The sequence below is a fragment of the Aquabacterium sp. genome, assembly GCF_041909175.1.
Taxonomy (GTDB): Bacteria; Pseudomonadota; Gammaproteobacteria; order Burkholderiales; family Burkholderiaceae_C; genus Aquabacterium.
This window is the reverse complement of sequence record NZ_JAYRDZ010000008.1, coordinates 18,877-45,797: the sequence shown is the minus strand read 5'-3', so window position 1 is coordinate 45,797 and position 26,921 is coordinate 18,877. Positions and strand designations below refer to the sequence as shown.

Here is a 26,921-nt window from a genome sequence, read left to right as displayed (position 1 = left end):
GTCACTCTCAGGTCTTCAGACCCTTGACAGGGTCCAGTCGTTCGAGGGGCAAGGCGCCCCCTGTGTCACTCAACAGCGCCAGGCAGCGGCGTTTCAGCGCGCTGAAGGTCGAACTGGTCAGCCAGTCCTGACGCCGCGGGCGCTCTGCCGGCACATGCAACTCTTCAACGATGCGGCCCGGCCGCGGGCTCATCACAACAATCCGATCAGCCAGGAAAAGCGCCTCGTCGATGTCGTGGGTCACGAACACCACCGTGGTGCGCCAATGGCTCCACAGGCTCAGCAGCAACTCCTGCATCTTCAGCCGGGTCAACGCATCCAGCGCACCAAATGGCTCGTCCATGAGCAAGACGCGGGGACGGTTGATCAGCACCCTGGCGATCTCGACACGTTGCTGCATGCCGCCGGACAAGGTGTGCGGGTAGCGCTGCTCGAACCCCGCCAGCCCCACTTCAGAGAGCATGGCACGCGCCTGTTCCAGACGCGCAGGCCGGGGCACGCCCTGCATCTTCAAGCCATAGGCCACGTTGTCTTCCACCTTGAGCCAGGGAAACAGCGTGTGATGCTGAAATACCAGCCCCCGGCGGGGATCTGGCCCATCGATGGGCGCACCATCCAGCAAGGCCTGACCGCCTGCAGGCTGCAGGTGGCCAGCCAGGGCGCCCAGCAGGGTCGACTTGCCACACCCCGACGGCCCCAACAGGCACACGAATTCGCCGGGCTGAATGGACAGGTCAATGCCCTCCAGCGCCACAAAGCGCTGAGCCCCCGTGCCCAACTCGATTCGCAGCCCACGGATGTCGATCTCGCCGGCCCCCTCTGCGGCAGGCTGCGCCTGCCAGCTTGATTGCAGCACGGCATTCATGCGCGGCCCTCCTGATTCACGTACCAGGGCATCAGGCGTCGCCCGCCCCACTGCAACAAGGCACTGCTGCCCATGCCCAACAGGCCGATGACGAGCATGCCCACCACGATGTTGGCGTAGTTCTGCACGGTATAGGACTCCCATGTGTAGTAGCCGATCCCGTATTGACCAGAGATCATCTCCGCCGTCACGAGACAGAACCAGCAGGTGCCCATGCCGATGGACAAGCCGGTGACGATGCTGGGTGCAGATGCCGGCAGGATGACCTGGCCGAACAGACGCCAGCGCCCGGTACCCAGACTGCGTGCGGAAGCAATCAGCCGGGCATCCACCCCATTCACCCCATGGATGGTGTTGAGCAAGATCGGGAACAGGGCCCCCACGAACGTGATGAAGATCATGCTGCCCTCCGATGAGGGGAACATCAGGATGGCCAAGGGGATCCAGGCGACAGCCGGAATGGGCCGTGCCACCTCCAGTGGCGGCAGCAATGCCAGCCTGACCCAGGTTGCTCGCCCGATCAACAAGCCCAGCCCAACGCCAATGAGTGCGGCAAGGGCAAAGCCGGCCCCCACCCGAAACAGGCTGCTCGACAGGTGCAACCACACCTTGGGTGAGGCCAGCAACTCGCCCACGGACTCGGCCACCTCAGTCGGATCAGGCACATTGGCAAAGGTGACGAAGCCCAGGTTGGCGTGCCGGCTCGACAACAGGTGCCAGGTCCAGACACACACCAGCAATGAAGCGGCCTGCACGCCCCATCGCAACAAGCGATCGTGTGACGGCTTCATGCTCACTTCCCGGCCAGGCTCTGGCGCAGCCCGTTGAAGTCGACGACACGCCCCTTGTTGGCCGCCGCGTACGCCACAGCAGCATCCTTTTGCAGGAAGGCGCTGACGTCACCCTTGGCATCCACGGTGTACCAGGCCAGGCTCCCCAGCAGCTTGATGTGGTGGATCAGGTCGTGCACATACAGTGCACGCGCTGTCTTGCCACTCTTTTCAAGACGGGCCAGGTCACCGACCGCCTCATTGACCGACGCGTAGTGACGCACCTTGGCTTCGCCCTTCACCCAGATGCCAGCCAGGTGGCGGGTATCCGTGATGGGCTTGCCTGTGACCGCATCACGGCCCTTGAAGACCTCAGCCCCCGAGGCCTTCAACGCCGCGTCGTAATTCAAACCGGACTGCCGATAGGCGGCACGGATGTAGCTGTCGTCAATGAGGGCGCCAGCGTCCAGGGTGGTGTCGGTGCGACGCAGCAAGCGCAAGGTATCGATGGCGGTCTGCAGGGCCTGGCGGTAGGCAGGCAGGAACGCGTGCTCACGGGTTTGCAAGCCCAGCGGTCCGTGGAACAGGTAGCTCACCGGCGCTTCGATACCTGTGACCTTTTCAATCAGCTCGCTGTACTTCTCCGGATCGCTGGCCATGATGCGATCCGCCTCGATGGATGCACGCAGGAAGGCAATCACCACCTCGGGGTACTTGCGCCCGAAGTCGCTGTTGATGAGGGTGCCATGGAAGGTCGGCGTACGGGACTGGGCACCGTCGTAAATCTTGCGCGCATACCCCCGATACGGGAAGGCCTCGGCAAAAGGCACGAAGTCGGCGTGTGCATCGATCTTGTCGGCCTGCAGCGCCGGGCCGGCTACTTCAGGCGCCTGAGAGATGATGTTGACGTCCTTGGCGGGATCCAGCCCCTGGGCCTTCAGTGCACGCAGCAACATGCCGTGTGCAGCAGAGGCAAACGGCACCGAGATCGTCTTGCCCCGCAACTCCGACAACGACGTCACAGGCGAGTCCTTTGGCACGACAATGCCATTGCCACTGCCCAGCGTGCTACCGGACAGCACCGTCACAAACACACTCTTCTTGCCCGCCTTCTGGAAAGCTGCGCCGTTGGCGGCCCCGGGGAACTCGGCCATCGACCCGATGTCCAGCTTGTCGGCCAGCATCTCATTGGTCAGCGGCGCCCCTGAGGTGAAGTTTTTCCATTGCACGTCATAGGTCACGCCTTTGTACTTGCCATCATGCGGCAGGTATTTGTCGAGCAACTTCAACTCGCGAATCAGCAAGCCGCCTGTGGCGCAGTTGATGGTGGTGTCCTGGGTGCCAATGGCCAGCCGAATGGTCTCGGCCTGCGCGGCCAGCGCCAGTGAAATCGCACCCAGAGCCAGGGTGGCGGAACGGATCAGTTTGATGGACATGAACAAAGTACTCCTCAACGCACAAGATAGGGAATGGCAACCTGAATGGCGCCGGTGGGGCAGTCCTTTTGACAGGGCAGGCAATACCAGCATTCGTCATGCTTCATGTAGGCCTTGCCTGTGTCCGGGTTGATGGCCAGCACGTCCATCGGGCAGACATCGATACAGACCGTGCAGCCCTTGTGGGCGATGCAGCGCTCCAGATCGACGGTCACGGCCGCATCGGTGATCTGGATGACTGAGCCAGGTGCAAATGACATCGAACAACTCCTTCTTCAGGCCGCCTGGGCCTCTGGTGCCTGTCGACCGGCCTGGATGCGCAGGCGGTCGTAGGCGTGCATTTCTTCGTCCTCGATGGGCACGATGTAGGGCTCAACCTCACGCTTGAAGTGCTGCATGGCGCCGTTGTCGCCCTTCTTCAGATGGGCATGACAGAACCACTCGGCATCGTTGCGCTCGGGGAACTCCGTCCGCAGGTGGTACAGCCCCCAGCGGCTTTCTGTTCTGAACAGCGATGCACGCGCGGCCATCTCGGCGCAGTCACGGATCACGGCCACTTCCATGGCGCGCATCAGCTCGTGTGCATCGCGGGCATGCAGTTGCCCGATGTCCTCTCCGATCTCTTCAAACCGCTTGAGGCCCAGCTCGTACTTGCGCGTGACTTTCGGCGGCTGCAGGTAGTCGTTCACGAAGCGCCGCAGCTTGTATTCGACCTGAGCAGGCGGCAAGCCATGCTCGCGCAGCAAGGGCGCATACACGCGACGCTTCTCCGCCTCGACCTGCTCGGCATCCACCGCACTCAGGGCTTGCGCACTGGCCCGCTCTGCTGCCCGTACCCCGGCAAACCAGCCATAGGTGAAGGCACCCAGCATGTAGTTGTGAGGTACGGCTGCCATGTCACCGGCTGCATAGAGCCCCGGCACGGTGGTCTCGGCATGTTCGTTCACATGCACGCCTGATGCGCTGTGGCCGCTGCAAAAGCCGATTTCGGAGATGTGCATCTCAACCATGTCACGGCGGTAATCGGTGCCGCGCCCAGCATGGAACTGCCCGCGACTGGGCCGCTCATTGCCATGGAGAATGGTCTCGATCGTCTGGATGGTCTCCTCAGCCAGGTGGTCCAGCTTGAGGAACACCGGCCCCTTGCCCCCCTGAAGCTCCTGGTAGAACTCCAGCATCATCTGGCCACTCCAGTAGTCGCACTCGATGAAGCGTTCGCCGTCTGCGTTGGCCGTGTAACCACCCAGAGGGCCGGTCACGTAGGCGCAGGCTGGCCCGTTGTAGTCCTTGATCAACGGGTTGATCTGATAGCACTCCAGATTCGCCAGTTCTGCACCAGCGTGATAGGCCATGACATAGCCGTCACCGGCATTGGTCGGGTTCTCGTAGGTCCCCATCAGGTAGCCGGATGCAGGCAGGCCCAGTCGCCCGGCAGCGCCGCAAGCCAGGATCACGGCCTTGGCCCTCACCACGTGGAAATCCGCCGTGCGGCTGTCAAAGCCCATGACCCCATTGACACTGCCGTCGCCGGCCTTGAGCAGGCGCGTGGCAATGATGCGGTTGGTGATGTCGACACGATGCCGCTTGAGCTGCCGATACAGCACCTTCTTGACATCGTGTCCTTCAGGCATGGGCAACACATAGGTCCCCATGTGGTGCACCTTTTTCACCGCATAGTCGCCCGTGGCATCCTTCTCGAACTTGACCCCCCATTGGTCCAGCTGCTCGATGGTGCTGGCACTGTGGCGTGCATAGGCATACACCGTCGACTGGTTGACGATCCCATCATTGGCGATGGTGATTTCCTTCGTGTACTGCTCAGGGGTCGCATGCCCTGGCAACACAGCGTTGTTCAACCCGTCCATCCCCATCGAGATGCAGCCGCTGCGCTTGACGTGCGCCTTGTCGAGCAGCAATACACGCAGTTTCGGATTGGCTTCCTTGGCCTTGATGGCAGCCATCGGGCCGGCCGTGCCGCCCCCGACCACCACGATGTCGTATTCATGTTCAATGGTTTGCATAAGTCACTCCAGGGTGCGATGCCGGTCAATCCGAAGCCGGTACTGAAAGGCATCGCCTTTGAAATAAAGGAATTCGTAGTCCACTGGCTTGCCTGTAGCGTCATGCGTGAGCCGCTCGACGCGCAGCACCGGGCTGCCCTGCGGGATCTGCAATGCCGCGGCAACCGGGTCTAGCGCGGCAACCGCATCCAGAGCCAGATCGGCGTGACCGAGCGAGATGCCGCAGTCGTTTTCGAGAATCAGGAAGATGTCGCGGGCATGCAGATCCGCCTGTGCCAGCTGCCTGCCGACGGATTCGGGCACCCATGTCTGCTCGAAAGAAACCGGATCGCGATTGAGCAAGCGCACCCGGATGATTTCGGTAGCCAGCGCACCGCTGGGCAAGCCCAGACGATCGGCCACATCGGCATCAGGCAACACATCGCGCAAGGCCAATACCCGGTTGTGAACCGCATAGCCGTGCTGGCCCATGTGCTCGGCAAAGCCCTCCAGCGCAGAGATGTGCTGAAAGGCCTTCGGCCGAGACACAAAGCTGCCTTTGCCCTGCAGGGTGTAGATCAGGCCTTCTTGCTGCAGTCCAGACAGTGCATGGCGCACCGTGATCCGGCTGGCGGCATAGCGCGTGCGCAGTTCGCTTTCGGACGGCACACGGTCGCCGGGCTGGAACTGCCCACCGAGGATGGCCTCTCGCAAGGCATCTCTGATCCGCTCATACAGCGGGGCGTCGTCAAAGGGGGTGATGGGGGCTGTGGAACTCACTTCTCAACTCGTCATGACAAGTTGGAAGCAGTCTAGAAATCAGCCCTTCATGAAGGAACGAAGCAAATCATCCATCTTTATGCATCACGGCGCAGGGCGATGCATGACATGCGCAAATCAGATAAGCGCGTGGGGGGGCTCAGCCCTTTTCAACGGGGCGCGATGGCTCGCGACACCATTCGCTCCAACTGCCTGCGAACAAGGCCGTCGGGGCAAATCCAGCCACTTCCATGGCCAACAGATTGGGCAGAGCGCTCACGCCGCTGCCACAGTAATGCACCACCGAAGCGGGGTCCCGCCCCTTCAGCAAGGCTTCAAACTCGGCACGAAGCTGCGCCGGCTCCTTAAAGAAACCGTGCTCATCCAGGTTGCTCGCAAAGGGGCGATTCAGGGCGCCCGGGATGTGGCCCGCCACCGGGTCCAATGGCTCGACTTCGCCCTTGTAGCGCGGGGTGGCCCGGGCATCGATCAACGTCTGGGCAGGCGAAGCCAGTGCCAGGTGAACCTGATCGACCGTAGTCAGAACCCGCAGTGACGGGCGCAGCAAGTCGGCATCGCCAGCAGGTCGCCCTCGCGCCGGACCAGCCTCCAGTGCACCGCCTGCCGCCTGCCAGGCGGCCAGGCCGCCGTCCAGCACGGCTACATGGTCGTGGCCCATCCACTTGAGCATCCACCACAGACGCACACAGAAGTTGAGGCCATTACGGTCATAAACCACCACTTGCTGTTCAGCCTTCAGCCCCACGGATGAAGCCCATTGCGCCACAGCTTCCCGTGCAGGCAGCGGATGCCGCCCGCCGGATGCCGCCGGCGTATCCCCATGCACACTGAGGTCGTGTTCGAGATCGGCATGGATGGCAGTCGGAATGTGGGCCGCCAGAAACTGCGCCCCACCCGTTTCGGGTCGGGCCAGATCGGCGGTGCAGTCCACAAGCAAGACATCCGCATCTGTCGCCAACAAGCTGCGCAGGGACGCGGCCGAAATCAAGGTGGTGTAGCGCATGCAATAAGACCTTTCTGGCAAAGGATGATGCCCGATTGTGCCGATTCGGAGCAGACCACACAGCGCAGCATAAGCTCATGACCAAGCCTTCGTTTGGACCAACACCGGCGATGTCTACAGTGCAGAGCCTTCAGATAGTTTTACAAGAAGGTCACACATGCTCACTGCCCCACGCACCCGGCTATCAGCTACGGCCTATGCTGCGGTCCTGCTCACCCTGGGCACATCATCACTCAACGCACACGCAACCAACGGCTATTTTTCTCATGGCTACGGCGTGAAGGCAGAGGGTATGGCGGGAGTCGGCATTGCCTTGCCACAAGATGGCCTGACGGCCGCCACCAACCCGGCCGGCACGGCCTTCACCGGTGCCAGACTGGATGTGGGGCTCAACGTGTTCAACCCCAGCCGCAGTACCGACATCCGAGGCAATGACCTCAGCAGTTACGGCAGCACGTCGCTGGATGGGCATGACAGCGGCGACGGGCGTCGCTATTTCTTCATTCCGGAGTTTGGCTACACCCGTCAGTTGTCTGATGCATGGAGCCTGGGCGTCGCCGTGTATGGCAACGGCGGCATGAACACCCAATACAACCACAACCCGTTTGCAGCGCTGGGTGGCCAAGGCAAGGCTGGCGTCAACCTGGAACAGCTGTTCCTGTCACCATCACTGGCTTACAAGATCACGGCCAACCACGTGGTGGGCGTGGCCTTGAACCTGGCCTATCAACGCTTCTCGGCACAAGGGATCCAACCATTTGCATCAGCCTCATCGTCTGCCACAGACCTCAGCAACCGCGGAACCGACACATCGACAGGCATCGGCGCACGCATAGGCTGGATCGGGCAACTGACGCCAGACCTGCGACTGGGTGCCACCTGGTCGTCGTCCATCTCCGGCAAATTCGACAAGTACAAGGGCTTGTTTGCCGACCATGGCAGCTTCGATATCCCGGCGAACTACGGTGTTGGTGCAGCCTACCAACCCGCCCAGGACTGGACGATCGCACTGGACTACCAGGTCATCCAGTACAGCGAGGTGAAATCGGTGGGGCAACCGCTACAGAACCTCACGGTCTACGGCCAGCCTCTCGGGGCCACCAATGGCCCTGGTTTTGGCTGGAACGACGTTCGGGTCGTGAAACTGGGCGTGAGCCATGACATCCAGCCCAATCTGACCCTTCGGGCCGGCTACAGCCACGCTTCGCAGGCCGTGCCCAAGGATCAGACCTTCTTCAATATCCTGGCACCGGGGGTGGTGCAGGACCACCTCACGGCCGGGTTCACCTGGAAGGTCGATGAACACGCCGAGTGGAGTGGCCATGTCACCCATGCCTTCTCCAAATCGGTCCATGGTCAATCGTCCATCCCTGACTCATTTGGCGGCGGTGAAGCCCAGGTGCGCCTGAAGGAAACCATCGTGGGGGTGTCCTACGGCTGGAAGTTCTGAGGCAGCGCATGCCATGCTGAGCCACAATGGCCGCTGATTCACCTCACGGCCAGTCACCATGTTCGGCGTGCCAGACTACGGCGCATTCGTTGCAGCCGTCATCCTGTTTCTTTGTGTACCCGGGCCAGGCAATCTGGCCCTGATCACGGCGACCGGCCAAGGTGGGCGCCGTGCCGGCATGGCCGCCGGTATCGGTCTCATTTGTGGTGATCAGGTCCTGATGTGGACGGCGGTGGCGGGCCTGGCTGCGGTATTGCGCGCTTCACCGACGCTGTTTCATGGCGTGCAGTGGCTTGGGGCTGCCTATCTGGCCTGGATGGGATGGCTGATGCTGCGCACCCAGGCCGGTTCGGGGCCCGTGCTGACCATGCAGCCGCATCACTACTTCCGGCAGGCGCTCATCATCACCCTGCTCAACCCCAAGGCCATCGTGTTCTACATGGCCTTTTTCCCCTTGTTTGTAGACCCGGCGCAGCACCCCACCGGGCTGACCTTTGCGTTCATGGCGGTCACCATCGCCACGCTGACAGGGGCCTACTGCACGGTCATCGTGCTGCTGACCCATCAGCTGGCAGGGCGGCTCAACCGCCACACCCGGATCGGTGTCTGGCTGCAGCGGCTGGCAGGCATCACCCTGCTGGGCTTCAGCGTGAGGCTTGCGCTGGCACGCTGAAACCTCGCCCTCACTCCAGGGTCTCGTAGTACTTGCTGCTTCCGTAGCGTTGACTGATGCGCTCTGCCAGTTGCGGCACTTCCTGCACCCCATTTCGGTGAACATACGCAGCATAGGCGGCCTTCAACTCCGCCAGACGCTGTGGGTATTGGCCGGCCACATCATGTTGCTCGGCTCGATCCGTCTTCAGATTGAACAGCTGCCATCGGCCCGGTCCGTACGGGGGAACCGAGTAAACAATCTTCCACTCGCCTTGCCGATAGGCCTTCTGCCCGAACAGCTCCCACCCTTTGTCAAAGCGATCATGCACCGTGCTCTGGCGACCGGACAGGAAGGGCAGCAGCGATACGCCCTGCAGTGGTGCCAGGTCGTGCCCGTCGCGCGAGCCGGGATAGCTGACACCGGCCAGTTGCAGCAGTGTCGGCGCCACGTCGGTCACATGACCTGATGCGGTCGACACCTGGCCGGCACCCAGGTGTGCCGGGTAGCGGATGATGGCCGGCACCGTGGTGCCCCCTTCATAGCTGTAGCCTTTGAACATGTTGAATGGCAAGGCACTGACCTGCGCCCACCCAGGCCCGTAGGACACATAGGAGCTGGCCTTGCCCAGGTTGGCGAGGCTGTTGTCGCGGGGAACCTGACTCGGATTGCCCCCTACATAGGCGCCCTCGGCACCGTTATCGGACATGAAGATGATGACCGTGTTGTCGTACTGTCCCGTTTCCTTCAGGTAGCGCACCACCTTGCCCACGTTCTGATCGAGCACGTCCACCATGGCTGCGTAAATTTCCATGCGGCGCGCCTCCTGCTGCCGCTGGCTGTCTGTCAGCGCTGACCATTTGGGCCAGAACGGGCGGGCTTCGGCAGGCTGGAGGTCCTTGGGCAGGATGCCCAAAGCCTTCTGTCGAGCCAGCCGCTCTTCGCGCAAAGCGTCGTAGCCCTTGTCATAGCGGTGTGCGTACTTGGCAATCACATCCTGTGGCGCCTGCAAGGGCCAATGGGGTGCGGTGAAGGCCAGGTACGCAAAGAAGGGCTGCCCATCACCCTGACCTGCCTTGAGATAGGACACCAGCTTGTCCCCATAGTAGTTGGACGAATAAAAATCCGGCGGCACCACGGTCAAGCGGCCATCTTCTCGGTAATAGGGTTGGGCCGGGTCGACACGGGTGTTCCAGGGCTGGGCCACATGGTCGTCTGCGCCACGCAGCAGCGCGAAAGATCGCTCGAACCCCCGTGCGGTCGGACTGCGACCCTCTGTCAGGCCGAGATGCCACTTGCCCGCCATGTAGGTGTGATAGCCCGCCTCACGCAGCAAAGCGGGAAAGGCCACCACCCGGTCATTCAGATAGCCCTCATAGCCGGGCTTGCCCCGTTGCTCCGGCACCGTCAACTCGGCCATGCTGCCGATGCCGGCAACGTGGTGGTCCACACCCGACAGCAACATCGACCGGGTTGGCGAACAAGTCGCCGCCGTGTGGAAGTCGGTCAGACGCAGGCCCTCCCTGGCCAGCGCGTCGAGATGGGGCGTGCTGATTTCCCCACCAAAGGCACCAATGTCGGAAAAGCCGAGGTCATCGGCCACGATGAGGAGGACGTTCGGGCGGGCCGGCCGGGCTGCTGTCGGCTCTGCATGCAGCGCTGACGCCATCAGCGCTGCGCCCACGCACGCGGTGAGGTATCGCAAACGGATATGGGTTGAGGGCTGGGTCATGGTTTCACACATCCTGGTGTTGTTTCAAGGTCGAGAGACAGTGCGGAAGCCCACATGCGATGTCGGCATGTCCGGCTCCTGGGATTCGCGCGCAGCAGCGCGATAGCGCACGCAATAGTCGGGTGAGCACAGGTAGGAGCCCCCCTTGATCACCACCCTGGGTTGGGTCGCCACGGGGGGCGACCTGAGTACGGACGGATCGCCATTGGCGTGCGACTGATGTGGTCCGCTGTAGACATCTCGCGTCCACTCCCAGGCGTTGCCGATCACGTCGTACAGCCCAAAAGCATTGGGCGCATAGCAGCCGACCGGCGCCAGGCCGGCATGCCCGTCCTCCGCCAGATCCAGCACCGGGAAGCTGCCTTGCCAGTAATTCGCGGCAGGGTGACCCTGGGCATCACGTGGGGCGGCATCAAGCTGAGGGCCCTGTTTGCCAGCCTTGGCCGCATACTCCCACTCGGCTTCGGTGGGCAGATCACGGCCCAGCCAACGGGCATAGGCCAGCGCATCAGCCTGCGTCACCAGGACCACCGGGTAACGCTCTCGATGGGCAATGGTGCTGCCCGGTCCCTCCGGGTGTCGCCAGTCTGCTCCCTTGACGACACGCCACCACGCCACAGCACGGCTGTTGAGTTCGCGCTCGGACGGTATGTGAAAGACGGCAGCCCCACCCCGACGCTCGGCATCGGTCACATAGCCTGTCGCACGCACGAAGGCGGAGAACTGCGCATTGGTCACCTCGGTACGGTCGATCCAGAACGAGGCGACCTGCTGCGGTGATCCAGGTCGCTCATCCGCATAGCCGTTGTCCGTCCCCAGCACGACCTGTCCCGCAGGAATGGCTGCCTGACCAGCATGTGGATCATGTCGCCACCCCGTCGGCAACAGCGACCCAGTCAAGCAGCCCGCCCAGCTCACGCTCTGCATGAGACACAGCAGCGCACACCATGCCAGCTGCTTCATCGGGTGCCCCCTGTCCCACTGCCTTGCTTCCAGGCCCGTGCCTTGTTGATGTTTTGCTCGATGGTTTGCCACACCTCATCTCCCGGCGGCACCATGCTCAGCAGCTTGTCCCACTGGCGTATGGCTGCGTCGTAATCGTGACGCTCGAACGCCGCGCTGCCAGACAGCGCCAAGGCCTGAACATGATCTGGCTTGATCATCAACGCACGCGCCAGCAGGGCCTCCGGTTCGCCACTCAAGGTCTGGCCTTGAGCCATTCCCAGGCTCACGGCGTAGTCCGTCAGCACGTCGGGATCGTTCGGCCGACGCTGGATCAACTGCTGATAGGCCCCCACCGCTTCGCGGAAGCGCCCGAGGTTGTCATATGAGCGAGCCAGCATGCGCCAGCCGTCTGCGTCATCGGGCTGAGCAGCCAGGCGCTGTGCCAGCCTGGCCACCATGGCCTCTATCTGCGCCTGATCGACATTGGCTGGCGGCGCGCTTGAGAGCGCCGGCGAGATACCGGCCTCCACGTCGACGCCCGCTATCGCCCCAGGGTTGCCCAGCAAACCATACAGGCCACCAGCCCCCAGCACCACCACACTCGACAGCACCACCGCACGCCCGCGCCAATGGGAGGCTGGCTGCCCAACAGCCGCTGCCAGGCGGGCCTGCTGCCGCAGGGGCCACACCACCCACAGAACAGCCACCACCACCAGCGGCACAGACCACCAGATCAAGGGACTCATGACACACCCGCCTTGTCTTCGACTGTTCCGCGCCCGCGCAGCGTGGCCGCATAGAGCGCGAGCCCCAGCAGCAGCAACAGCGCTGGTCCGGTCCACAACAGCCACGTGACGCGGTTGACTGGCGGTCTATACAGGATGAAGTCACCGTAACGGGCGACCATGAAATCAATGACCTGCTGGTCAGTTGCCCCCTGCGCAAGCTGCTGCCGTACGACCAGCTTCAACTGCACGGCCAGTTCGGCCTGAGAGTCCGCCACGGTCTGGTTCTGACAGACCAGGCACCGCAACTCCGAGGTCAGTCGGTTCACGTGCTCGTCAAGCAGCCCCTGTGGCGCTGCAGCCTGTGCCAGCACAAGCGGCGCCCACACCCCAAGCAGTGCGCCACGCACCCAGCGCATCACAGCCTTAACCACGCTGCAGCTCCCGTATCAGAGGCAACAGGGTTTTGTTCAGTTCGTCCTCGGTGATCACACCAGGCTGTCGGTAGCGAATGCGCCCCTGCTTGTCGATCAGAAATGTCTCTGGCACCCCATACACCCCGTAGTCCATGCCGACGCGGCCATCGGCATCGAACACCGTCAGCTGGTATGGGTTGCCATGGGTCTGCAGCCACTGCCGACCCGCATCACGCTGGTCCTGATAGTTGAAGCCCACGATGGGCAACACCCGCTTTTGCGCCAGCTCAAGCAACAAGGGGTGCTCCTTGCGACAGGATGTACACCACGATGCCCAGACATTGAGCAACCACACCTGGCCCTTCATCTGCTGGGGCGTGAATTGCCTGGCGGGGTCATCCAGCAAACTCAGGCTGAAGGCGGGTGCAGCCTTGCCAACCAGCGGAGAAGGCACGGCGGCCTGGGGCTCACGCCACAAGCCGATGCCCAACGTGAAGGCGACGGCAACAAAAAACAGCAACGGAAGAAGATAACGTTTGATCATGGTTTGGTCTCACTCATGGCGCTCGCGTCGATAACGGCGATCGGCCGCAGCCAGCACCCCGCCAAGGGCTATCAACAGACAGGCCACCCACACCCAGCCCATGAAGGGCTTCACCTGAACCCGGACGCCCCAGCGCCCATCGGGCGAGGCCTCACCGATCGACACATACAGATCGCGGAAGACACCGCGGTCAATGGCCGCCTCGGTCATGGGCATGCGCTGCACGAGGTACAGCCGCTTCTCCGGAAACAGGGTGATGCGCGGGTGCCCGACCTGGGTCACCTCGAATCGGGCTCGTGCTGCGACGTAGTTCGGGCCTTGCTGCTTCTGAAGATCAGCGAATCGGAAGGTGTAGCCCCCAGCCGAGACACTCTCGCCCACTGCCAGGCTGCCATCTTGACCATGGTCAAGCCCTTTGACCATGGTCACACCCAGCACAAACACCCCTACCCCCACATGCGCCACCACCATGCCCCAGAACGACAAGGGAATGGCCCGCGGTGATTGGGCGTGGAGCCGCTGCCAGGCATGCCAGATGCTGGCCGAGATGATCCACGCAGCCAGCCACAAACCGGCGGCCACACCAGGCGAGGTCTTGCGTGCCAGCACGACACCCGCAGCACAGGCCAGAGCAACCCAGAAAGCCCCCTCCACCCGACGCCACAGGGGCGCCACGCGCGCCCGCTTCCAGGCCACAAATGGCCCCAACCCCAGCAACATCAGCACGGGCACCATCAATGGCAGGAATACCGACTCGAAATAGGGTGGGCCAACCGAGATGCGCCCCAAGCCCAACACCTCCACAGCGAGCGGATACAGTGTCCCCAGCAAAACCGTGCCTGTCGTCACCAGCAGGAACACGTTGTTGAGCAAAAGGAGCGATTCCCTCGACAGCAGACCGTAGCGGGCACCGGGGGCGAGCCTTGGCGCACGCCAGGCATACAGGCCGAGGCTGCCACCAATGACAATCAGCAGGAACACCAGGATGTAAACGCCCCGCTTCGGATCCGACGCAAAGGCATGGACCGACGACAGCACGCCGGAGCGAACCAGGAAGGTGCCCAGCAGGGACAGCGAGAACGCCAGGATGGCCAGCAGCACCGTCCAGCTCCTGAACGTGCCGCGCTTCTCGGTGACCGCCAGCGAATGCAGCAGCGCCGTGCCGACCAACCAGGGCATGAAAGAAGCGTTCTCCACCGCATCCCAGAACCACCAGCCGCCCCAGCCGAGTTCGTAGTAGGCCCAGAAGCTCCCCAGCAAAATGCCCAGCGTGAGGCATACCCATGCCGCCAGCGTCCAGGGGCGCCCCCACTTGGCCCAGTCTGCATCCAGCTCGCCAGACAACAGGGCTGTCACGGCCATCGCAAAGGCAACGGAAAACCCCACATAGCCCATGTACAGCAGAGGGGGGTGGAAGATCATCCCCGGGTCCTGCAGCAAGGGATTCAGATCCTGCCCGTCCGGCGGCACAGGCAGCAGACGCTCGAATGGGTTCGAGGTGAACAAGGTGAAGCTCAGAAAGCCCACACCAATCAACCCGAGGACCCCCAGTACCCGCGCCCGGGTTGGCGCAGGCCATGCCGCACTACGCCACGCTACCGCAAGCGCCCAACTGGACAACATCAGTTGCCACAGCAGCAGCGAACCTTCGTGCCCCCCCCAGGTTGCGGCCACGCGGAAAGGCCAGGGCAGCAAGCTGTTGGCATGGCTTGCGACATAGAGCACAGAGAAGTCATTCGCAACAAACGAACACACCAGGGCGCCGAACGACAGCGCCACAAACAGGCATTGTCCGCATGCCAGAGGCCTGGCCAGACTCATCCAGGCCACCTCACCACGCTGCGCGCCATACAGAGACAAGCCACCCTGCAGCACCGACAGGATCAAGGCCAGGATCAGGGACAGGTTACCCAACTCGGGGATCATGGTTGGGCTCCTTGCCTCGCAGCCGCCCGGCTGGCGCCTTGTTGCAAGGCATAGGCGGCCTCGGGCGGCATGTAGTTTTCATCGTGCTTGGCCAGCACTTCTTCGGCTTCAAATACCCCGCCTGACACCAGACGCCCCTGGGTCACCACACCCTTGCCCTCCTTGAACAGGTCTGGCAGCAGCCCGGTGTATCGAACCGCAATGCGCTGGTGCAGATCGGTCACGACAAAGGCCACACGCAAGCCATCTGCCCCGCGCTGAAGGCTGCCGCGCTCGACCATGCCCCCCAGACGGAACAAACGCCCCTGCGGCGCGTCGCCTGCCGCAACCTGTGTGGGTGTCAGGAAGAACACCATGTTCTTTTCGAAAGCTGACAACACCAGCCAGGCCCCCGCACCGAGCACAGACAGCGCCGCGACAGCCCCCACCAAGCGCTTGCGTCTGGGCGTCATGGCTCCCCCCTCAGGGCACGGCGTGCATGTGCACGCCCCTGCCAGGTCAGGCCCCACTCCACAACGAGTGCCAGCAAGCTCACCCCGAGCGAACCCCACACATACAGGCCGTAGCCACCCATGGCCCAGAAGGCCTGCCAGTTGCTCCAGTTCATGCAGCCACCTCGTCCAGATCGTTCACCCATCTGGCATGGGCTTCACGCCGCAGCACGATGGTCTGCAGCCTCAGCAAGGCCACACCTGCGGCATAAGCCCAGAAACCCAGCGCCACCAGCAGCATGCCGACCAGCATCGTGACGGCCATGGTCGGGGCGCTGCGCAAACTGATCGAAGCCCCCTGGTGCAAGGTGTTCCACCACTGCACGGAGAAATAGATGACCGGCACGTTCACCACGCCCACCAGGGCCAGCACGGCACCGGCGCGGTCACCCTGACGTGGATCATCGATCGATGCCTGGAGCGCGAGAAAGCCGATATAGAGGAACAGCAGGATCAGCTCGGACGTCAGACGGGCATCCCACACCCACCACGCCCCCCATGTAGGCTTGCCCCACAAGGCACCTGTCCACAAAGCCAAGGCTGTGAACAAGGCGCCAGTGGGTGCCAGTGCACGCGCCAGCATCGAAGACAGACGCGTGTTGAATACCCACCCGACCACCGACCAAAATGCCATGACAAGGTAGATGAACATCGACATCCATGCGGCCGGCACATGCACGAAGATGATGCGGTAAGCCTCGCCTTGCTGAAAGTCCGTGGGAGCCATGAACAAGCCCACATACAGCCCAGCCAGCACCAGCAGCAAGGCCAGCCCCAGCAGAGGGCCCGTCACACGCTCGGCCAAGGGAAAAAACCGTTGGGGTGATGCCAGTTGAAACAAGCGGCTCATGCTGTGCATCCTTCCTTCATTCAAGCGCAATGCGCAAGGCAGCGGCGGAAGCCAAGGGCGCCAGGACCAGCGCTACCAGCAGCAGCCCGCCCAGCAGTTGCAGATGAGCTTGCGCACCATGGGGCGACGACTGGGCACCAACGGCGCCCGCACCAAAGATCAGAACGGGGACGTAGAGCGGCAACACCAGCAAGGCCAACAGCACGCTGCCCCCTCGCGCCGCAGCAGTGAGCGCCGCGCCGATGGCCCCGATCAGGCTCAGCAATGGCGTGCCAAGTGCCAAGGTGCCCATCAGCACGCCGATCTCCCGTCCATCCAGGCCAAACTGCACCCCCATCAAGGGTGACAGCAACACCAGGGGCAAGCCCGCCAGCACCCAGTGGGCAGCCACCTTGCTCAGCACCACCCAGAACAGCGGCATCACTGCCAGCACCATCTGGTCAAGGGTGCCGTCCATGTTGTCCTGGGCAAACAGCCGCCCCAGTGACAACAAGGTCGACAGCAGGGCCGCCACCCACAAGACACCCGGAGCCAACTGGTGCAGCAAAGACGGTTCCGGCCCCACACCCAATGGAAACAGGACACAGGTCAGGACAAAGAAGGCCAGCGTCATGAGCACGTCCGCACGCCGCCGGTAGGCCAGCAACACATCGCGCTGGAATACAGCCCATATGAGATGGCCACTCATGTCCCACCTCGCAACACCAGGCTCTGCTCGGCACCCGCACGCAAGGTCGCGTTTTGATGGGTGGTGTAGACCACAACGCCTCCGGCATCCAGCAAGTCATGCAGCACGCCCGTCAGCCATTGCACAGCGCCTTGGTCAAGCGCATTGAATGGCTCATCCAGAACGGCCAGGGCCGGCACGGGCTGCACCAGCAACTGCGCCAGCAGCACCCGGCGTCGCTGCCCCTGCGAGAGCAAGCCGGCCGCCTGCCGAACACGCCCTCCCAGACCTGCCTCAGACAGGGCAGCCCTGGCCTGCGACTCGTTGCAGCGACGGCCCCGCAGCGCGGCGCCGAAGCGCACGTTCTCAATGGCACTCAAGTCATCCTTGATGCCACTCTGATGCCCGGCATACAACAGCTCGCCGTGTAGCCGGCTACGGTCTGATGACAACGGTTTGCCCCGCCACTGCACACAACCGGCGCTGGGCGGAAGCAAGCCGGACAAGACGCGCAACAGACTGGTCTTGCCTGCCCCGTTGGGGCCGACCACGCGCAACGCCTGCCCGGACCGAACACACAAGTTCAAATCGGAAAACAGTTGTCGCTGACCTCTTTCGAGTGCCAGGCCGTCTGCCTGCAACATCATCCTGATTCACCTCAACCAACTCGATTCAAGTTTCGTGTGGCCAAGGAACACCGTGTCCGCCTGCTGATCCATCACTGAGCAGCGACTCTATCGAGGGCCCTGCTCGGCACCAAGGAATGAAATTGCAGATGAATATGCAGGCTCCCCCCAGCCACCACCCAAAGCCTTGATGAGATAGGCTGTGCTCTGCAACTGCTGCGCTTTCAGTTGGGCTGCCTGACGCTGGTTGGACAAAAGGTTCTGCTGTGCTGTGACCACATCGAGATAGGTGATCACACCCCCGGCGTATCGCTCGTTGGCGATGTCAAGCACCTTCCCGGCACTGCCTATCGCCGCTTGCGACTGGGCTCTGGCCGTTGCCAGTGCATTCAGACCCGACAAGCCATCTTCAACCTCCTGCATCGCGCGCAGCACGGTGGACTGGTAGTTCTGGGCGGCGGCATCACGCGCGGCTGCAGCCTGGTCGGTCCGGGCCTGATTCCGCCCGCCATCAAAAACAGCCTGCGCCACACTGCCGCCAAGCGCCCACAACACGCTCGGCCCATCCAGCAAGGATGCCCAGCGCTTGCTTTCCCAGCCGGCCCCGCCAGTCAGCACCAGGCTCGGGTACCAGGCTGCCTGCGCAAGCCCCAACTGGGCATTGGCTGCAGCCACAGCCCGCGCCGCTGCGGCCACATCTGGCCGAGACAACAGCACCTCCGAAGGCAGGGCAACCGGCACGATCGGCATCGCACTGGGCAGATGACCTGGCGCGAGCTGGAAAGCATTGGCCGGCGACCCCGTCAACGTGGCCAGCGCATGAACGAGACCTTCACGCTGCTTGTTCAGCAACGTCAACTGCGTCTGGTTGGCTTCGAGTTGGGCCTGCTGCTGCACGACATCCAGACCAGATGCCACGCCACCTTCATGACGTGCCTGCAGCAGCATCAGAGCGCGTCGCTGGATGGCCAGCGTCTGGGTCAGCACCACCACCTCCTCGTCCAGAGAACGGACGCCAAAGTAGCCGGTGACGACATCGGCGACAAGGATCAGCTGTGCATGGATGGCCTCGCGCTCAGCCTGCTCCGCTGAGGCCTGCGCCGACTGCTGGTCCAGATGCAGCCGTCCGAACAGGTCCAGCTCGTAGCTGACGACACCTTGAATCACCGTGTCCGTCTGCACCGATGACAGGGCCTGCACGTCGGATGAGGTGGCAGGTCGATTCGCCGATGTCCGGGTACGGATACTGCGGCCCGCCAGATCGAGGTGGGGCCACAGCGCGGCACCGGTCACTTCGGCCGAGGCTCGCGCCTGGCGAACACGAGCCAAGGCCACCAGCAAGGTCGGGCTGTCGCGGACGGCACGGTCGACCAGCCCATTCAGAACCGGGTCCTCAAAGCGCTGCCACCAGGCCCCTTTGTCCAGCTGGTCACCCGGTCTGGCCAGCCGCCACGACAAACCCACATCCTCTGCAGACGAAGCGGCGGTCTGCCAGCTCGATGGCGGGGCCTGAACCGTCGGCAGCGGCGGCGGATGGGCACAGCCACTCAGGGCAGCACAGGCCAGCAACACCAGCCAACCAAGCCGGCTCATGCCTTGCCCTCCTTGTCCTTTTCCGGGGGTAGCACGCGGGTCTTCACACGCTGGCCCTCTTCTATGGTGTCGTGCGGGTTCACGACCACCATGTCCTGCGCCTTGACCCCTGCGAGCACCTCGACAGAACGCCCCAGATCCCGACCCAGCGTGACGGCCCTCAGACTCAAGCGCCCACCCTCACCCACCACGGCCACCCGGGCGCCATCCTGCCGGAATTGCAAGGCATTGGGCGGCAGCAGCAAGGCTTTCGGCGTACCAGCCAGAGGCAAACTGACCTCCACATACCCCCCAGGCAGAAGCAGGCCATGCTGGTTGGGTAATTCCACTTCAACCAGCAAAGAGCGGGTTGCGACGTCGATGCCCCCCGATACCCGCGTCACGGTTCCCTTGAACGGCAACTGGGGCCGCTCCAGCAGCTTGATGCCCACCTCCTTGCCCCGTTGCACATCGGCCGCAAATGCCTGTGGCACCGACACCGTCAGGCGAAGCCGGTCCGTTTGGGCAAGGTCATACAGCGGCTTGCTGGTCCCGCCGCTGCCCGCAGAAACCAGCGCGCCGACCTCGGCTGAACGCCGAACCACGACCCCATCAAAGGGCGCCGTGATCACGCCAAACTCATGCAACTGCTGCAGCCGTCGCACATTCGCCTGCGAAGCAGCCAGATCCGCCTGGGCCTGCTGCAAGGCCGCTCGCCGCTCATCCACCTCCTGCTGCGACACGGCATCCCGCTGACGCAAGCCCTCCCACCTCACCAGCGATGTCTGGGCCAGGCCGAGACGGGCTTTGATCTGCTCCTGATTGGCCTGTGCCTGCGAGAGATCCTGGTCCACCTCCGGGGTGTCGATGACGGCCAGCACATCACCCTTTCTCACCACATCGCCCAGGTCTTTCTTCCATACTTTGATGTAGCCATTGGTCCGCGCGTAGATGGCCGCCTCATTTCTACCCCGCAACGTCGCCGGCAGAGCGATTTCACGCAGGGCTTTGCTGGGCTTCGGGCTGGTCACCAGGACGGTCGGCGTGGCCTGGTCCTGTGTGCGCTGTGCCACGGTTTGCGCGTGCGCCGCATTGAGCCAAGCGCGCACACCCGCCCCCGATAGCAACACAGCCAGAGCCAACAAGCCGAGCACCATGGCCCGACGCACGGCACGCCTGACCGCAACGGTCTCTGTGGAGGTTTCAACAGACAACATGATTCACACCTGGACAGATGAAGAAGAAATGGCCGGGATGGCTGCACGACGGCCCTGCAGTCGGTGATGGATGCCCGCAAATACCAGCGGGACAAAAACCAGGGTGGACACCGTGGCAAACAACAAGCCGCCGATCACGGCACGGCCCAGGGGAGCGTTCTGCTCGCCCCCTTCGCCCAGTCCCAAGGCCATTGGCACCATGCCGATGATCATGGCCAGGGCCGTCATCAGCACCGGGCGCAGACGGGTTGCCCCAGCCTCCAGAGCGGCCATCAGGGGAGGCACCCCTTCCAGCAGACGCTGGCGGGCGAAAGACACCACCAGGATGCTGTTGGCCGTAGCGACGCCCACCGTCATGATCGCCCCCGTGAGCGCGGGCACCGACAAGGGCGTGCCACTGAGGTAAAGCATCCATGCCATGCCGGCCAGTGCCGCCGGCAGTGCGGCAATGATGATGGCCGCATCCAGCCAGGACTGGAAGTTCACCACGAGGAGCAGGTAGACCAGCACCACGGCAACCAGCAGTCCCCACAGCAGCCCTGAGAAGGACTGCTGAAGCGTGTCGATCTGGCCACGTACCGTGATTTCCGTACCGCGCGCCAGCTTGGGGCGGACCGCATCGATCAGGCGTGCGATCTCCTCATAGGTACTGGCCAGATCACGGCCATCGACACCCACATACAGATCCAGAACGGGAACGATATTGAAGTGCGAAACATTGCCTTGCTGGGCCGCTGACCTGACCTGTGCCACCTGTCCCAGCAACTGGGGATCCCGACCGCCACCCGCCGGGTTGACGGGAATGCTCAACATCGCACCCAGGCTGTCGATCTGGCTCTGGGGGGCCTGCACGGCCACGTTGTACACATTGCCATTGGCCGGATTGACCCAGTAGCTCGGTGCAGTCTGAAAGCTCGAGCTGAGCGAGACCATCATGTTTTGCGCTACATCTCGCGCCACCAGGCCTGTCTGAAGCAGACTAGAGCGATCCATGTCGAGCGCGAGCGTGCGACGGTTGAAGCGTTGATACAGGGTCACATCCACCGCACCGGGCACCTGCCTGATCTGTTGGTACAGCGTGCTGGCCACAGCCAGGTTCTCCGCCGTTCGTGGCCCCTGAATCTGGATATCGATGGGTGCGCTGAGGCCAAAGTTCAAGGTCTGGCTGACCATGTCGGCCGGCTGGAAGAAGAACTCATTGCCAGGAAAGGCCGGTGGCAATGCCTGCCTCAGCCGACGGATGTGATCGGCGGTAGGGGCGTGACCTGGCTTGAGCGACAACAGAATCTCGACATCACTGCTGTCAAACGTTCCATTGTTGTTGTAGAGCGTGTTGTAGGCAGAGTAGGGTCCGCCGACGATGTCAACGATGCTCGCAATCTCGTCCTGCCCGATCAGCTTGCGGATGCGTGTCTCCACCTGATCCACCAGGGCGGGCATCTCCTCGATGCGGGTACCTACCGGGGCACGCACATGCAAGCGAATCTGCCCGGCGTCGACCACCGGAAAGAAATCCCGACCCAGTGACAGGAACAGCGCACTGGAGGCCAGGCACCACAACAGAAAGGCACAGCCAAATACCAGCTTGCGCTGCAGCAGCGCCGCCAGCACCACCACATAGCCCTGACGGAATCGCTCGAACCAGGCCTCAAAGGCGAGATGGATGCGGCGAAAGCGCCCTGACGCAGAGGGCGCGCCGCTGTGTCTGGCACGGTGCTGCATCAGGTACAGCACCAAAGTAGGCACCAGGGTGCGCGACAGCACATAGGAGGCCAGCATGGCCAGCACCACGGCCTCGGCCAACGGCACGAGCAGCTTGCCGGCCACCCCGGTCAGAAAGAACATCGGTACGAAGGCGATGCAGATGCACAAGGTCGCAACCAATGCGGGGGTGGCAATTTCTGCCGCACCATCGAGAATGGCCTGATGGGGAGATTTGCCCATGTGCAGATGCCGCTCGACGTTTTCAATCTCCACCGTGGCGTCATCTACCAGGATCCCCACCGCCAAGGCCAGCCCACCCAAGGTCATGATGTTGATGCTCTGACCGATCAGGTGCAGCCCGATGATCGATGACAGGATGGACAGGGGAATGGACACCGCGATGATGGCGGTGCTGCGCCAGTTGCCCAGAAACAGCAACAGCAACGCAGCGGTCAATGCCGCAGCGATCAAGGCTTCATGCACCACCGACTTGATGGCTGCATCCACAAAAACAGACTGGTCTGACAGCGGTGTCACGGTGATGTCGGCTGGCAAGGCCAGCAACATCCTGGGCAACTCGCGACGGATGGTGTCGATGATGTCGAGCGTCGACGCGCCGCCGTTCTTCAACACCGTCATCAACAGGCCCCGTTCGCCATCCCTTCGAACCACATTGGTCTGAGGCTGATAGCCGTCTCGAACCTGTGCCACATCACGCACATAGACCGTCGCGCCATTGACCGATGTGATCGGGATATCGCCCAGACCGGCCAGTGTGGCCGGTGAACCGTTCAGGGCCACATTCACTTCCTGGCTACCGAGCTTGGCCGTTCCCGTCGGCAGGATCAGATTCTGCGCATTGAGGGCGTTGACCACGTCGACAGCCGTCAGCCCGCGCGCGGCCAGCGCGGCACCATTGATATCGACGTTGACCTGCCTGAATCGGCCACCGTATGGTGCCGTCACGGCCACGCCGGGCACCGTGATGAGCTTGGTGCGCAGCACATTGAACGCCTGCTCGTTGAGTTCCTGCTCGCTCAGCGTCGGGCTGCTGAACCCCAACTGCAGAATTGGCAGATTGGTAGCGCTGTACTTGACAATGGTCGGCGGAGTGGCCCCTGCAGGCAAGGACCGCAAAGCAGCCTGGGTGCTCGCCACGATCTGCGCAATGGCCGTGGCCTGGTCAACCTGGGGTTGAAAAAACACCTTGATGACCGTGAGGCCGGCCAGGGTCTGCGACTCGGTATGAGCCATGTCGCTGACCGAGTTCGCGAGATTGCGCTCAATCTGCGTGGTGACCCGATCTGTCATTTCCTTGGCGGTCAGACCGTTGTAGCTCATCATGATGGCCACAACCGGGATGTCGACCTCCGGAAAGACATCCACCGGCGTCTTGCGCAGAACGAACGGGGTGGCCAGCAAAATCAGCAAGGCCGCCACGATGAAAGTGTAGGGACGTCGCAGGGCGACTTGAACTATCCACATGAGGTGAAGTCGCCTCGGGCCGACAAAGAAAGGGCCCCGCCATCAGCTGGGGCCGGTCATGACAAGGCCGACACGCCTTCATCAGCGCGTCGGCATGGAGGCAGACGACCTGTATGCCGTCAAACCGGGTCAGCGCACAGCAAAGCAGTACAGCAGACCGGCTCCCCCCGTGCTCACCAGATTGGCCTGACCACAACCGCGACTGCCGTGCGCGGAGTTCCAGGACAGTGCCGTCGGCACCCGTCCAGTGCGGTCAAAGTGCCCCACCTGGACCGACCCCTCAGCCGCACTGCTGGTGTAGTTGCGGCAGGTATGGTCGCCCGCATCCGTGAAGGCCCGACCATCGGGCTGCGAGCCGGTCAGGATGTCGTGCTCGTTGGGGACATCGCCTGTTCGCTTGACCGGTGTACCCTTTTCGGTGAGTGCCGTGGTCCAGTTCAGCGCATTGCCGATGCGAGACTCTTCCAGCACGTCGCCGTGCAAGTGACCCACATCGCGCGCCACCAGGGCGCCATTGACATTGAACCAGGGGCCCGTACCGATGCGATCACGGGCATTCACAGCAGCTTGCCCATCCAGCGCCTGCGTGCTGAGGTAGGCATGCCAGGTCTTGTGGCCTGCACCCACCGCAGCAGCAAGCTGCTGGCAGTGCGCATCGGCCCCGGACAGCCCGCCGAGGTTGGCCCCCTGCCCCTTGCCCGCGCTCGTCACAAAAAAGCTGAAGTCCTGATGCGGCGCCGATGCGGCCGCTGCAGCCGGAGAGGTCTGCGCCTGCGCCGCGCCTGCGCCACAAGCGGCTACGCAAATCGCCACCAGTGTGCTGCGTGTCAATGACATGGTCCTGCTCATGGCTTCAGTCCTTCGCCTTGAAATCGTCATGGCAAGCCTTGCAGGTTCGCTGCAACTTGCCGAGCTGGTCTTTCACGGTGGCCACGTCGCCGGCCACAGCGACCCGGGCCAGCTCGTTGGCTTCACGCGAGAAGTTGCCCGCCAACTCACCAACCCGGGCGTCCTTGAACAGCTCGGGGCGGGCCGCCGTGTCATGCCAGCCCTTGCCTGACTCGGTCCCGGCAGCAAAGAGCGAGCCCAGGCCGGAATTGGCCAGCGAGGCAATCACATTGGCCGCCTTGACCACCTCGTCCTTGTTGTATTTGCCTTCCACATTGGCCTTTACCCGCCCCGTGTTCCAGGCAATGATCTGGTAGGCAGACTGCCGCCACTTGATCAACTGCTCGGGTTTGGGCGCTTGCTGAGCCACTGCAGAGGCTGCCCCGGCCAGAGCCGACACGGCCAGCACCGATCCCAGTACTTGTTTCAGATGCTTGTTCATCCGTCATCCTTCATGGTTGGAAAAATTGGTCTTGTGCAATGCGCACGGATCAGACACGCCTCACAGCGCAGAGATGTAGTCAGCCAGTGCCACGATGTCTTCGTCGGTGAGGCCTTGCGTGACCAGGTTCATCACGCCACCACTGCTGTTGCGGCGATCACCTGAGCGCCATTCACGCAGTTGCTTGTCGAGGTACAGCCACTCCTGCCCCCCGATGGCCGGGCTGATGAACCCGTTGGCCCGCAGCCCCCTCCCCTCAGCGCCATGGCAGCTGGCACAGGCGGCAATGCCCCGCCCCGCGTCCCCTTCCTGATAGAGCTTCCGACCGGTGGCGCTGGGTCGTGCGGGCTCGCCTTTCATGGGTGCCTGCGCGGCAAAATAGGCAGCAATGTCCAGCACATCGTCGTCATCCACGCTGCCTGCCATGATGGCCATCAGGTCATGTTTGCGGGCGCCGCTTCGAAAGTCGCGAATCTGCTTGAGGATGTACTCCGGGTACTGTCCGGCGAGCTTCGCGAACTTGCCTTCAGGCCCATTGCTGCGCCCGGCACCCTGCCCATCGACACCATGGCATTCCTGGCAGCGCTCGGCCTCCGACTTCGCCTGTCCTGCCCTGACATCCCCCTGGCGTTGCACACCGGCTGCTGCAACCGTCTGCCACGTGGACATCAGCAAACCTGCGCCCAGCATCACCACCAGCCACAGACCCATGGTGTGCAGCCTGGTCACTGTCGCGGCCCGCGCCCAACAGACGCCAGGCGCTGCACGACCGCCAGTGCCTGCTCCACATTGGCGACCGGCGCCAGGCCACCAACCGTTGCAGCCACATGGCCATCGGCCGTCAACACAAAGGTCGTGCGCTCGGCAAAGCCATGATCGATGTCAGCGCCGCGGGTATCCTTGCGACCGGAGCTGGCCTCTCTGACAGACAGGTCAAATGCACGGGCAATGTGCCCATCGGCGTCCGAGGCCACGGCCACCTTGCCCGCGCAATACTCAGGGTCTGCCGAAAACTGGTTGAGGCGCTGAATGCTGTCCAGCGACACACCGATGACAGAAGCGCCAGCCGCAGCAAACTTCTCATGGTTCACAGCAAAGGTGTGGGCCTGGATGTTGCATCCTGCCGTGTAGGCAGACGGGTAGAAATACACCACCACCGGCCCACGGGCCAAGGCCTCCTTCAGCGAATAGTTGAACGATTGGCCCGCAAGAGAGGCCTGCGCTGTGAAGTCCGGTGCCTGGTCGCCCTCCTTGAGTGCGGCATGGGCCATGCTGGCCCCCATCAGGACCCAGGCCAGCACAGCCGCCCGGTTGAGAATTCTGGTCATGTTGATGGCCCCCATCACGATTTCTTGTAGAAGTTGTGGCACGTCTTGCAGGTCCGACTCAGGTCGGTGGCCGCGTTGACCGCTGCATCGAATTGACCGGCCTCCACCAGCTTGGCGATGTCACCAGCAATCGCTTTGCTCTTGCGTGCCAACTCCACGGCATCAGGGGCATCACCCTTGGCCGTGTAGAAGGCTTCGACCTTGGCAAAAGCCTCCGTCAACTCACGCGCCTCGGCTGTGGCGCTGCGGCCATCCCGGGTCGCGATGTTGGAGGCCATGCTCTTGTTGGTGTCTTCGATGCCTTGCATCAAATCGGTGTCCAGTTCATCCTGTGCGGCATAGACGGCCCCTGTCATGGCTGCCATCACGGTCAGCGTCATCCATATCCTTCGCATGTCGTTCCTGCT

General features: G+C 62.8%; 28 protein-coding genes. 2 read left to right on the top strand and 26 right to left on the bottom strand.

Annotation, left to right across the window (positions count from 1 at the left end; genetic code table 11):
• Positions 1 to 7 precede the first annotated feature (7 nt).
• From ACE3PH_RS12510 to ACE3PH_RS12480, 7 genes are all read right to left on the bottom strand, one after another.
• Positions 8 to 865: an ABC transporter ATP-binding protein gene (locus ACE3PH_RS12510; RefSeq protein ID WP_374319452.1), complete on the bottom strand. Its 858-nt coding sequence runs from the start codon at positions 863 to 865 to the stop codon at positions 8 to 10.
• On the bottom strand, positions 862 to 1,656 hold the full coding sequence (locus ACE3PH_RS12505; protein ID WP_374319450.1) for an ABC transporter permease: 795 nt from the start codon (positions 1,654 to 1,656) through the stop codon (positions 862 to 864). The genes ACE3PH_RS12510 and ACE3PH_RS12505 overlap by 4 nt, the downstream gene beginning before the upstream one ends.
• 2 nt (positions 1,657 to 1,658) lie before the next feature.
• Positions 1,659 to 3,071, bottom strand: a complete 1,413-nt coding sequence (locus ACE3PH_RS12500) for an ABC transporter substrate-binding protein (protein WP_374319448.1) — start codon at positions 3,069 to 3,071, stop codon at positions 1,659 to 1,661.
• 14 nt (positions 3,072 to 3,085) lie between these two features.
• Positions 3,086 to 3,331, bottom strand: a complete 246-nt coding sequence (locus ACE3PH_RS12495; protein ID WP_374319445.1) for a ferredoxin family protein — start codon at positions 3,329 to 3,331, stop codon at positions 3,086 to 3,088.
• A 15-nt stretch (positions 3,332 to 3,346) separates the two neighbouring features.
• On the bottom strand, positions 3,347 to 5,092 hold the full coding sequence (locus ACE3PH_RS12490) for a fumarate reductase/succinate dehydrogenase flavoprotein subunit (RefSeq protein WP_374319443.1): 1,746 nt from the start codon (positions 5,090 to 5,092) through the stop codon (positions 3,347 to 3,349).
• Positions 5,093 to 5,095: 3 nt separating this feature from the next.
• On the bottom strand, positions 5,096 to 5,851 hold the full coding sequence (locus tag ACE3PH_RS12485; RefSeq protein ID WP_374319441.1) for a GntR family transcriptional regulator: 756 nt from the start codon (positions 5,849 to 5,851) through the stop codon (positions 5,096 to 5,098).
• Between the two features lie 139 nt (positions 5,852 to 5,990).
• A complete protein-coding gene (locus tag ACE3PH_RS12480; protein ID WP_374319439.1) occupies positions 5,991 to 6,854 on the bottom strand; it encodes a sulfurtransferase in 864 nt (287 codons plus the stop codon).
• 157 nt (positions 6,855 to 7,011) lie between these two features.
• Between ACE3PH_RS12480 and ACE3PH_RS12475 the strand changes: the two genes are divergently transcribed.
• Together ACE3PH_RS12475 and ACE3PH_RS12470 are read left to right on the top strand one after the other, a co-directional pair.
• Positions 7,012 to 8,304, top strand: coding sequence for an OmpP1/FadL family transporter (locus tag ACE3PH_RS12475; RefSeq protein ID WP_374319437.1), 1,293 nt, complete (start codon positions 7,012 to 7,014; stop codon positions 8,302 to 8,304).
• A 58-nt stretch (positions 8,305 to 8,362) separates the two neighbouring features.
• A complete protein-coding gene (locus ACE3PH_RS12470; RefSeq protein WP_374319436.1) occupies positions 8,363 to 8,977 on the top strand; it encodes a LysE family transporter in 615 nt (204 codons plus the stop codon).
• A 10-nt stretch (positions 8,978 to 8,987) separates the two neighbouring features.
• Here the strand turns inward: ACE3PH_RS12470 and ACE3PH_RS12465 are convergent, their stop codons facing one another.
• The 19 genes from ACE3PH_RS12465 to ACE3PH_RS12375 form a co-directional block, all read right to left on the bottom strand.
• The gene (locus tag ACE3PH_RS12465) at positions 8,988 to 10,688 is read right to left on the bottom strand and encodes an arylsulfatase (RefSeq protein ID WP_374319434.1); all 1,701 of its coding nucleotides are present in this window, start codon (positions 10,686 to 10,688) and stop codon (positions 8,988 to 8,990) included.
• Between the two features lie 24 nt (positions 10,689 to 10,712).
• Complete coding sequence (locus tag ACE3PH_RS12460) at positions 10,713 to 11,651, bottom strand: formylglycine-generating enzyme family protein (protein ID WP_374319432.1); 939 nt, start codon at positions 11,649 to 11,651, stop codon at positions 10,713 to 10,715.
• Entirely contained in the window at positions 11,648 to 12,379 is a 732-nt protein-coding gene (locus tag ACE3PH_RS12455) for a tetratricopeptide repeat protein (protein ID WP_374319430.1), read from the bottom strand. The genes ACE3PH_RS12460 and ACE3PH_RS12455 overlap by 4 nt, the downstream gene beginning before the upstream one ends.
• On the bottom strand, positions 12,376 to 12,792 hold the full coding sequence (locus ACE3PH_RS12450) for a cytochrome c-type biogenesis protein CcmH (RefSeq protein WP_374319428.1): 417 nt from the start codon (positions 12,790 to 12,792) through the stop codon (positions 12,376 to 12,378). The genes ACE3PH_RS12455 and ACE3PH_RS12450 overlap by 4 nt, the downstream gene beginning before the upstream one ends.
• Positions 12,785 to 13,318, bottom strand: a complete 534-nt coding sequence (locus tag ACE3PH_RS12445; RefSeq protein ID WP_374319426.1) for a DsbE family thiol:disulfide interchange protein — start codon at positions 13,316 to 13,318, stop codon at positions 12,785 to 12,787. The genes ACE3PH_RS12450 and ACE3PH_RS12445 overlap by 8 nt, the downstream gene beginning before the upstream one ends.
• 9 nt (positions 13,319 to 13,327) lie before the next feature.
• Positions 13,328 to 15,244 (bottom strand): heme lyase CcmF/NrfE family subunit, encoded by a 1,917-nt coding sequence (locus tag ACE3PH_RS12440; protein WP_374319424.1) that lies wholly within the window; start codon positions 15,242 to 15,244, stop codon positions 13,328 to 13,330.
• The gene (gene ccmE, locus ACE3PH_RS12435) at positions 15,241 to 15,696 is read right to left on the bottom strand and encodes a cytochrome c maturation protein CcmE (RefSeq protein WP_374319421.1); all 456 of its coding nucleotides are present in this window, start codon (positions 15,694 to 15,696) and stop codon (positions 15,241 to 15,243) included. Before ccmE ends, ACE3PH_RS12440 begins: the two co-directional genes overlap by 4 nt.
• The gene (ccmD, locus tag ACE3PH_RS12430; RefSeq protein ID WP_374319419.1) at positions 15,693 to 15,851 is read right to left on the bottom strand and encodes a heme exporter protein CcmD; all 159 of its coding nucleotides are present in this window, start codon (positions 15,849 to 15,851) and stop codon (positions 15,693 to 15,695) included. The genes ccmE and ccmD overlap by 4 nt, the downstream gene beginning before the upstream one ends.
• The gene (ccmC, locus tag ACE3PH_RS12425) at positions 15,848 to 16,585 is read right to left on the bottom strand and encodes a heme ABC transporter permease CcmC (protein WP_374319417.1); all 738 of its coding nucleotides are present in this window, start codon (positions 16,583 to 16,585) and stop codon (positions 15,848 to 15,850) included. The genes ccmD and ccmC overlap by 4 nt, the downstream gene beginning before the upstream one ends.
• 16 nt (positions 16,586 to 16,601) lie before the next feature.
• Complete coding sequence (ccmB, locus tag ACE3PH_RS12420; protein WP_374319415.1) at positions 16,602 to 17,273, bottom strand: heme exporter protein CcmB; 672 nt, start codon at positions 17,271 to 17,273, stop codon at positions 16,602 to 16,604.
• Positions 17,270 to 17,899 carry a cytochrome c biogenesis heme-transporting ATPase CcmA gene (gene ccmA, locus ACE3PH_RS12415; protein WP_374319413.1) on the bottom strand — a complete coding sequence of 210 codons (630 nt, stop codon included), beginning with the start codon at positions 17,897 to 17,899 and terminating at the stop codon, positions 17,270 to 17,272. The genes ccmB and ccmA overlap by 4 nt, the downstream gene beginning before the upstream one ends.
• A gap of 87 nt (positions 17,900 to 17,986) precedes the next feature.
• Positions 17,987 to 19,471 carry an efflux transporter outer membrane subunit gene (locus tag ACE3PH_RS12410; RefSeq protein WP_374319411.1) on the bottom strand — a complete coding sequence of 495 codons (1,485 nt, stop codon included), beginning with the start codon at positions 19,469 to 19,471 and terminating at the stop codon, positions 17,987 to 17,989.
• On the bottom strand, positions 19,468 to 20,667 hold the full coding sequence (locus ACE3PH_RS12405; RefSeq protein ID WP_374319409.1) for an efflux RND transporter periplasmic adaptor subunit: 1,200 nt from the start codon (positions 20,665 to 20,667) through the stop codon (positions 19,468 to 19,470). Before ACE3PH_RS12405 ends, ACE3PH_RS12410 begins: the two co-directional genes overlap by 4 nt.
• A gap of 3 nt (positions 20,668 to 20,670) precedes the next feature.
• Entirely contained in the window at positions 20,671 to 23,856 is a 3,186-nt protein-coding gene (locus tag ACE3PH_RS12400) for an efflux RND transporter permease subunit (RefSeq protein ID WP_374319407.1), read from the bottom strand.
• Positions 23,857 to 23,985: 129 nt separating this feature from the next.
• On the bottom strand, positions 23,986 to 24,693 hold the full coding sequence (locus ACE3PH_RS12395) for a lectin (protein WP_374319405.1): 708 nt from the start codon (positions 24,691 to 24,693) through the stop codon (positions 23,986 to 23,988).
• Between the two features lie 16 nt (positions 24,694 to 24,709).
• Positions 24,710 to 25,186 carry a cytochrome c gene (locus tag ACE3PH_RS12390; RefSeq protein ID WP_374319403.1) on the bottom strand — a complete coding sequence of 159 codons (477 nt, stop codon included), beginning with the start codon at positions 25,184 to 25,186 and terminating at the stop codon, positions 24,710 to 24,712.
• Between the two features lie 60 nt (positions 25,187 to 25,246).
• Complete coding sequence (locus ACE3PH_RS12385) at positions 25,247 to 25,897, bottom strand: cytochrome c (protein ID WP_374319401.1); 651 nt, start codon at positions 25,895 to 25,897, stop codon at positions 25,247 to 25,249.
• Between the two features lie 14 nt (positions 25,898 to 25,911).
• Positions 25,912 to 26,514 carry a peroxiredoxin gene (locus ACE3PH_RS12380; RefSeq protein ID WP_374319400.1) on the bottom strand — a complete coding sequence of 201 codons (603 nt, stop codon included), beginning with the start codon at positions 26,512 to 26,514 and terminating at the stop codon, positions 25,912 to 25,914.
• A gap of 14 nt (positions 26,515 to 26,528) precedes the next feature.
• Positions 26,529 to 26,894 (bottom strand): hypothetical protein, encoded by a 366-nt coding sequence (locus tag ACE3PH_RS12375; RefSeq protein ID WP_374319398.1) that lies wholly within the window; start codon positions 26,892 to 26,894, stop codon positions 26,529 to 26,531.
• Between the last annotated feature and the right edge of the window lie 27 nt (positions 26,895 to 26,921).

Excerpts from the sequence above, each read along its gene's own strand:
- ACE3PH_RS12510 (WP_374319452.1), bottom strand. The coding sequence starts at position 865 with ATGAATGCCGTGCTGCAATCAAGCTGGCAGGCGCAGCCTGCCGCAGAG.
- ACE3PH_RS12505 (WP_374319450.1), bottom strand. The coding sequence starts at position 1,656 with ATGAAGCCGTCACACGATCGCTTGTTGCGATGGGGCGTGCAGGCCGCT.
- ACE3PH_RS12500 (WP_374319448.1), bottom strand. The coding sequence starts at position 3,071 with ATGTCCATCAAACTGATCCGTTCCGCCACCCTGGCTCTGGGTGCGATT.
- ACE3PH_RS12495 (WP_374319445.1), bottom strand. The coding sequence starts at position 3,331 with ATGTCATTTGCACCTGGCTCAGTCATCCAGATCACCGATGCGGCCGTG.
- ACE3PH_RS12490 (WP_374319443.1), bottom strand. The coding sequence starts at position 5,092 with ATGCAAACCATTGAACATGAATACGACATCGTGGTGGTCGGGGGCGGC.
- ACE3PH_RS12480 (WP_374319439.1), bottom strand. The coding sequence starts at position 6,854 with ATGCGCTACACCACCTTGATTTCGGCCGCGTCCCTGCGCAGCTTGTTG.
- ACE3PH_RS12475 (WP_374319437.1), top strand. The coding sequence starts at position 7,012 with ATGCTCACTGCCCCACGCACCCGGCTATCAGCTACGGCCTATGCTGCG.
- ACE3PH_RS12470 (WP_374319436.1), top strand. The coding sequence starts at position 8,363 with ATGTTCGGCGTGCCAGACTACGGCGCATTCGTTGCAGCCGTCATCCTG.
- ACE3PH_RS12465 (WP_374319434.1), bottom strand. The coding sequence starts at position 10,688 with ATGACCCAGCCCTCAACCCATATCCGTTTGCGATACCTCACCGCGTGC.
- ACE3PH_RS12460 (WP_374319432.1), bottom strand. The coding sequence starts at position 11,651 with ATGAAGCAGCTGGCATGGTGTGCGCTGCTGTGTCTCATGCAGAGCGTG.
- ACE3PH_RS12455 (WP_374319430.1), bottom strand. The coding sequence starts at position 12,379 with ATGAGTCCCTTGATCTGGTGGTCTGTGCCGCTGGTGGTGGTGGCTGTT.
- ACE3PH_RS12445 (WP_374319426.1), bottom strand. The coding sequence starts at position 13,318 with ATGATCAAACGTTATCTTCTTCCGTTGCTGTTTTTTGTTGCCGTCGCC.
- ACE3PH_RS12440 (WP_374319424.1), bottom strand. The coding sequence starts at position 15,244 with ATGATCCCCGAGTTGGGTAACCTGTCCCTGATCCTGGCCTTGATCCTG.
- ccmE (WP_374319421.1), bottom strand. The coding sequence starts at position 15,696 with ATGACGCCCAGACGCAAGCGCTTGGTGGGGGCTGTCGCGGCGCTGTCT.
- ccmD (WP_374319419.1), bottom strand. The coding sequence starts at position 15,851 with ATGAACTGGAGCAACTGGCAGGCCTTCTGGGCCATGGGTGGCTACGGC.
- ccmC (WP_374319417.1), bottom strand. The coding sequence starts at position 16,585 with ATGAGCCGCTTGTTTCAACTGGCATCACCCCAACGGTTTTTTCCCTTG.
- ccmB (WP_374319415.1), bottom strand. The coding sequence starts at position 17,273 with ATGAGTGGCCATCTCATATGGGCTGTATTCCAGCGCGATGTGTTGCTG.
- ccmA (WP_374319413.1), bottom strand. The coding sequence starts at position 17,899 with ATGATGTTGCAGGCAGACGGCCTGGCACTCGAAAGAGGTCAGCGACAA.
- ACE3PH_RS12410 (WP_374319411.1), bottom strand. The coding sequence starts at position 19,471 with ATGAGCCGGCTTGGTTGGCTGGTGTTGCTGGCCTGTGCTGCCCTGAGT.
- ACE3PH_RS12405 (WP_374319409.1), bottom strand. The coding sequence starts at position 20,667 with ATGTTGTCTGTTGAAACCTCCACAGAGACCGTTGCGGTCAGGCGTGCC.
- ACE3PH_RS12400 (WP_374319407.1), bottom strand. The coding sequence starts at position 23,856 with ATGTGGATAGTTCAAGTCGCCCTGCGACGTCCCTACACTTTCATCGTG.
- ACE3PH_RS12395 (WP_374319405.1), bottom strand. The coding sequence starts at position 24,693 with ATGTCATTGACACGCAGCACACTGGTGGCGATTTGCGTAGCCGCTTGT.
- ACE3PH_RS12390 (WP_374319403.1), bottom strand. The coding sequence starts at position 25,186 with ATGAACAAGCATCTGAAACAAGTACTGGGATCGGTGCTGGCCGTGTCG.
- ACE3PH_RS12385 (WP_374319401.1), bottom strand. The coding sequence starts at position 25,897 with ATGGGTCTGTGGCTGGTGGTGATGCTGGGCGCAGGTTTGCTGATGTCC.
- ACE3PH_RS12380 (WP_374319400.1), bottom strand. The coding sequence starts at position 26,514 with ATGACCAGAATTCTCAACCGGGCGGCTGTGCTGGCCTGGGTCCTGATG.
- ACE3PH_RS12375 (WP_374319398.1), bottom strand. The coding sequence starts at position 26,894 with ATGACGCTGACCGTGATGGCAGCCATGACAGGGGCCGTCTATGCCGCA.